At 54.5% G+C, this 5,835-nt stretch carries 3 tRNA genes and 3 rRNA genes; all 6 read left to right on the top strand.

The features are described from left to right. Positions 1-550: 550 nt before the first annotated feature. The 6 genes from KZX42_RS17115 (at position 551) to KZX42_RS17090 (ending at position 5,834) form a co-directional block, all read left to right on the top strand. Positions 551-2,011 (top strand): 16S ribosomal RNA (locus tag KZX42_RS17115). Positions 2,012-2,190: 179 nt separating this feature from the next. Next, positions 2,191-2,267: transfer RNA gene (locus KZX42_RS17110), tRNA-Ile, on the top strand. 82 nt (positions 2,268-2,349) lie between these two features. Next, positions 2,350-2,425: transfer RNA gene (locus KZX42_RS17105), tRNA-Ala, on the top strand. A gap of 227 nt (positions 2,426-2,652) precedes the next feature. After that, a 23S ribosomal RNA gene (locus tag KZX42_RS17100) occupies positions 2,653-5,431 on the top strand. Between the two features lie 131 nt (positions 5,432-5,562). Then, positions 5,563-5,677, top strand: a 5S ribosomal RNA gene (rrf, locus tag KZX42_RS17095). Together the 16S, 23S and 5S rRNA genes with 3 tRNA genes alongside form the textbook arrangement of a ribosomal RNA operon. Positions 5,678-5,757: 80 nt before the next feature. Then, positions 5,758-5,834: transfer RNA gene (locus tag KZX42_RS17090), tRNA-Met, on the top strand. Position 5,835: the final 1 nt, after the last annotated feature.

The following is a 5,835-nucleotide window of genomic DNA, read 5'->3' as shown; positions in this document are numbered from 1 at the left end:
GGTGCCCGTATAGGGCTGCCTCGCTCGGAAACGGGCCGGCCTACGGGGCCTTGGGGACTGGTTTCCCGGGGTTTTGAGGGGAAGAAAGAGTTGAAAAACTTCTTGCTTTCCTGGGTTGGTTTGAATAGGTTCCGCGCTTCAATCGAATCGCCGGTTTGGTGAAGGGGCAAGCCTCTTGGTTTTCTCCGGCGGTTTTTTGCGGTTTGAAGGGTTCGCTCTTCGGTCTGCAAAATCTCTGAAAAGAGCGGTTGACACGGGGTTCGCGGTTCTCTAAATCGCCGCCTCCGCCGACGACGAGGCGCTAAACAAGTCGGGCCGCTTCGGTGGTTCTGGTCTTTGACATTGTTGATATGGAAAGAGAAACGCAGGCGGCGGTGTTCTTGCGATGACCTTCGAGGTCATCATACGACACTGACTATCTGCGGTCTTTTTGAAAAGATACCATGCGTCGGTCTTCGGATCGATGACGTGGGAACTCGTCAATAAAATACGTAGAACTAATGCCAAGGACGACTTTTAGTCGATCCGATGCTTAGGTCAGAAGTCAACTCAACCTGAGAGTTTGATCCTGGCTCAGAGCGAACGCTGGCGGCAGGCCTAACACATGCAAGTCGAACGAACTCTTCGGAGTTAGTGGCGGACGGGTGAGTAACACGTGGGAACGTGCCTTTAGGTTCGGAATAACTCAGGGAAACTTGTGCTAATACCGAATGTGCCCTTCGGGGGAAAGATTTATCGCCTTTAGAGCGGCCCGCGTCTGATTAGCTAGTTGGTGAGGTAAAGGCTCACCAAGGCGACGATCAGTAGCTGGTCTGAGAGGATGATCAGCCACATTGGGACTGAGACACGGCCCAAACTCCTACGGGAGGCAGCAGTGGGGAATCTTGCGCAATGGGCGAAAGCCTGACGCAGCCATGCCGCGTGAATGATGAAGGTCTTAGGATTGTAAAATTCTTTCACCGGGGACGATAATGACGGTACCCGGAGAAGAAGCCCCGGCTAACTTCGTGCCAGCAGCCGCGGTAATACGAAGGGGGCTAGCGTTGCTCGGAATTACTGGGCGTAAAGGGAGCGTAGGCGGACATTTAAGTCAGGGGTGAAATCCCGGGGCTCAACCTCGGAATTGCCTTTGATACTGGGTGTCTTGAGTATGAGAGAGGTGTGTGGAACTCCGAGTGTAGAGGTGAAATTCGTAGATATTCGGAAGAACACCAGTGGCGAAGGCGACACACTGGCTCATTACTGACGCTGAGGCTCGAAAGCGTGGGGAGCAAACAGGATTAGATACCCTGGTAGTCCACGCCGTAAACGATGATTGCTAGTTGTCGGGATGCATGCATTTCGGTGACGCAGCTAACGCATTAAGCAATCCGCCTGGGGAGTACGGTCGCAAGATTAAAACTCAAAGGAATTGACGGGGGCCCGCACAAGCGGTGGAGCATGTGGTTTAATTCGAAGCAACGCGCAGAACCTTACCACCTTTTGACATGCCTGGACCGCCACGGAGACGTGGCTTTCCCTTCGGGGACTAGGACACAGGTGCTGCATGGCTGTCGTCAGCTCGTGTCGTGAGATGTTGGGTTAAGTCCCGCAACGAGCGCAACCCTCGCCATTAGTTGCCATCATTTAGTTGGGAACTCTAATGGGACTGCCGGTGCTAAGCCGGAGGAAGGTGGGGATGACGTCAAGTCCTCATGGCCCTTACAGGGTGGGCTACACACGTGCTACAATGGCGACTACAGAGGGTTAATCCTTAAAAGTCGTCTCAGTTCGGATTGTCCTCTGCAACTCGAGGGCATGAAGTTGGAATCGCTAGTAATCGCGGATCAGCATGCCGCGGTGAATACGTTCCCGGGCCTTGTACACACCGCCCGTCACACCATGGGAGTTGGTTCTACCCGAAGGCGCTGCGCTGACCGCAAGGAGGCAGGCGACCACGGTAGGGTCAGCGACTGGGGTGAAGTCGTAACAAGGTAGCCGTAGGGGAACCTGCGGCTGGATCACCTCCTTTCTAAGGATGCTTCTCCAGGCCGTCTCTCACGAGACTGTCTATTGAGGCTCCACTAAACGGCGGAACGCCGCCGTCTCCGTTTCTCTTTCCACTTTCGTCATCGACGCCTCGACCATACGGGTCGTTGAGTTGGTGACGCGATCGCGAGCCTGGGCTTTTAGCCTGGCTGTCGCTGCCATAGGCCCGTAGCTCAGGTGGTTAGAGCGTACGCCTGATAAGCGTAAGGTCGGCAGTTCGAGTCTGCCCGGGCCTACCAGGACTTCTGGTTCGCTGGGGGTTCTCAGCCTCAAGACGGCATCGCCGACAGCTCTCCTGGGCTTCGCACCGTTCCTCGGAATGGGGCCATAGCTCAGTTGGTAGAGCGCCTGCTTTGCAAGCAGGATGTCGTCGGTTCGACTCCGTCTGGCTCCACCATCCCGCAGATGCGGGACGGCGAATGACCCAAGGCGCGCATCGCAAATGGTTTGCCACCGGCTGAAAAGCCGACTGGCATTGAAATCGTGAAGGAAGAACTAGACCGGCTCCCCTGAGCTTTTAGGTCGTGTTCGAGAAGAAGACATTGTCTGACAAAAATCAGGCTTGGTCCCCCGGCATCTTTCCAGTCGGGCGGAATAAACCAAGCATGAGTTTTGCTGAGAAACGATCAAACGTTGAAGGGCTTCTGACGGATGCCTTGGCGTAGAGAGGCGATGAAGGACGTGGCAAGCTGCGATAAGAACCGGGGAGGCGCTAGCACCCTTTGATCCGGTTATTTCCGAATGGGGAAACCCACCTTTACAGTCTTCCAACTCTGCTCTTCGGGGCAGCGATTGGCGGATTGTTGAAAGGTATAATGAGCTGAATACATAGGCTTCATTAAGCGAACCCGGGGAACTGAAACATCTCAGTACCCGGAGGAAAGGACATCAACCGAGACTCCCGTAGTAGTGGCGAGCGAACCGGGACCAGGCCAGTGCTCTTGTGAAATAAAGACGAACGATCTGGAAAGGTCGGCCATAGTGGGTGAAAGCCCCGTAGTCATCAAACAGCAAGAGACTCGAGTAGGGCGGGACACGTGAAATCCTGTCTGAACATGGGGGGACCACCCTCCAAGCCTAAGTACTCCTCTACGACCGATAGTGAACAAGTACCGTGAGGGAAAGGTGAAAAGCACCCCGACAAGGGGAGTGAAACAGATCCTGAAATCGGAAGCCTACAAGCAGTCGGAGCCGCCAAGCGCGGTGACGGCGTACCTTTTGTATAATGGGTCAGCGACTTCATGTGTCGAGCAAGCTTAAGCCGTTAGGTGTAGGCGCAGCGAAAGCGAGTCTGAATAGGGCGCTAAGTTCGACGTATGACGACCCGAAACCAGGTGATCTATCCATGAGCAGGTTGAAGGTTAGGTAACACTAACTGGAGGACCGAACCCGTGAATGTTGAAAAATTCTGGGATGACTTGTGGATAGGGGTGAAAGGCCAATCAAACCTGGACATAGCTGGTTCTCCGCGAAATCTATTTAGGTAGAGCGTCCGACGAATTCCTTGGGGGGTAGAGCACTGGATGGTTGCGGGCTGCGCGAGCGGTACCAATACTAACCAAACTCCGAATACCCAAGAGAACTATCGGGCAGACACACGGCGGGTGCTAACGTCCGTCGTGAAAAGGGAAACAACCCTAACCATCATCTAAGGCCCCCAAGTCACGGCTAAGTGGGAAACGATGTGGGATTGCTTTGACAATCAGGAGGTTGGCTTAGAAGCAGCCATCCTTTAAAGAAAGCGTAACAGCTCACTGATCAAGCGATCCTGCGCGGAAAATGTAACGGGGCTCAAGCCGTGCGCCGAAGATATGGGTTTGCAGTTTACTGCAAGCGGTAGCGGAGCGTTCCGTAAGCCGGTGAAGGTCAGGCGTGAGCCTGGCTGGAGGTATCGGAAGTGAGAATGCTGACATGAGTAACGATAAGAGTGTGAGAGACACTCTCGCCGAAAGACCAAGGGTTCCTGCGTAAAGCTAATCTGCGCAGGGTTAGTCGGCCCCTAAGGCGAGGCTGAAAAGCGTAGTCGATGGGAAGCAGGTAAATATTCCTGCACCAGCTGGAAGTGACGGATGGCTTAACTCGTACCCACTTATTGGATTGTGTGTGCGGGGGCGTTGTCCCAGGAAATAACTCCAGCAGAGACCGTACCCGAAACCGACACAGGTGGTCAGGTAGAGCATACCAAGGCGTTTGAGAGAACTGTGCTGAAGGAACTCGGCAAATTGCACGCGTAACTTCGGAATAAGCGTGACTCACCTTGCGCAAGCAGGAATGAGTGGCACAAGCCAGGGGGTAGCGACTGTTTAGCAAAAACACAGGGCTCTGCGAAGCAGCAATGCGACGTATAGGGTCTGACGCCTGCCCGGTGCCTGAAGGTTAAAGGGAGGAGTGAAAGCTCCGAACTGAAGCCCAGGTAAACGGCGGCCGTAACTATAACGGTCCTAAGGTAGCGAAATTCCTTGTCGGGTAAGTTCCGACCTGCACGAATGGCGTAACGACTTCCCCACTGTCTCCAGCACAGGCTCAGTGAAATTGAATTCCCCGTGAAGATGCGGGGTTCCCGCGGTCAGACGGAAAGACCCTATGAACCTTTACTATAGCTTCGCCTTGGCGTTAGCGACCGTATGTGTAGGATAGGTGGGAGACTATGAAACCGGGGCGCCAGCTCTGGTGGAGTCGTCCTTGAAATACCACCCTTACTGTCGTTGACGTCTAACCGAGGGCCGTTATCCGGTCCCGGGACATGGCGTGGTGGGTAGTTTGACTGGGGCGGTCGCCTCCCAAAGTGTAACGGAGGCGCGCGATGGTGAGCTCAGAGCGGTCGGAAATCGCTCGTCGAGTGCAATGGCATAAGCTCGCCTGACTGCGAGACTGACAAGTCGAGCAGAGACGAAAGTCGGCCATAGTGATCCGGTGGTCCCGAGTGGAAGGGCCATCGCTCAACGGATAAAAGGTACTCTAGGGATAACAGGCTGATTTTGCCCAAGAGTCCATATCGACGGCAAAGTTTGGCACCTCGATGTCGGCTCATCACATCCTGGGGCTGGAGCAGGTCCCAAGGGTATGGCTGTTCGCCATTTAAAGTGGTACGTGAGCTGGGTTCAGAACGTCGTGAGACAGTTTGGTCCCTATCTGCCGTGGGTGTTCGAAGCTTGAGAGGATCTGTCCCTAGTACGAGAGGACCGGGATGGACATACCTCTGGTGTACCTGTCATGGCGCCAGCTGTGCAGCAGGGTAGCTAAGTATGGAATAGATAACCGCTGAAAGCATCTAAGCGGGAAACTAACCTCAAAACAAGGCTTCGCTGAGGATCGTGGAAGACTACCACGTTGATAGGCCAGGTGTGGAAGTGGGGCGACCCATGAAGCTTACTGGTACTAATAATCCGATCGGTTTGATCGTTTCTCAGCAAAACTCATTCGATGATGACCTCCGAAAGGTCATCTCAGACAATGTCTTCTTCATCCTTGTTCAAGCTGACGCCCTAGCGCGACTTGAGCTCGGATTTGCAATCCTTCTGTCCCCCTGGTTGACCCGGTGGCTATGTCGGAGGTTCCCCACCCGATCCCATCCCGAACTCGGTCGTTAAGCCCTCCAGAGCCAATGGTACTTCGTCTCAAGGCGCGGGAGAGTAGGTCGCCGCCGGGTCTACCAGGCGGACAGAACGATTGCGCAAAGGCCAAACGGCCCTTCTCGAACACACTCTTCCTTACCGAAAACCCGTTTGACGCGGGATGGAGCAGCCCGGTAGCTCGTCAGGCTCATAACCTGAAGGTCGTAGGTTCAAATCCTACTCCCGCACCCAA

It is taken from the genome of Brevundimonas sp. EYE_349 (genome assembly GCF_023147505.1).
In the GTDB taxonomy this organism is placed as follows: Bacteria; Pseudomonadota; Alphaproteobacteria; order Caulobacterales; family Caulobacteraceae; genus Brevundimonas.
This window is presented reverse-complemented; position numbering and strand designations above follow the sequence as displayed.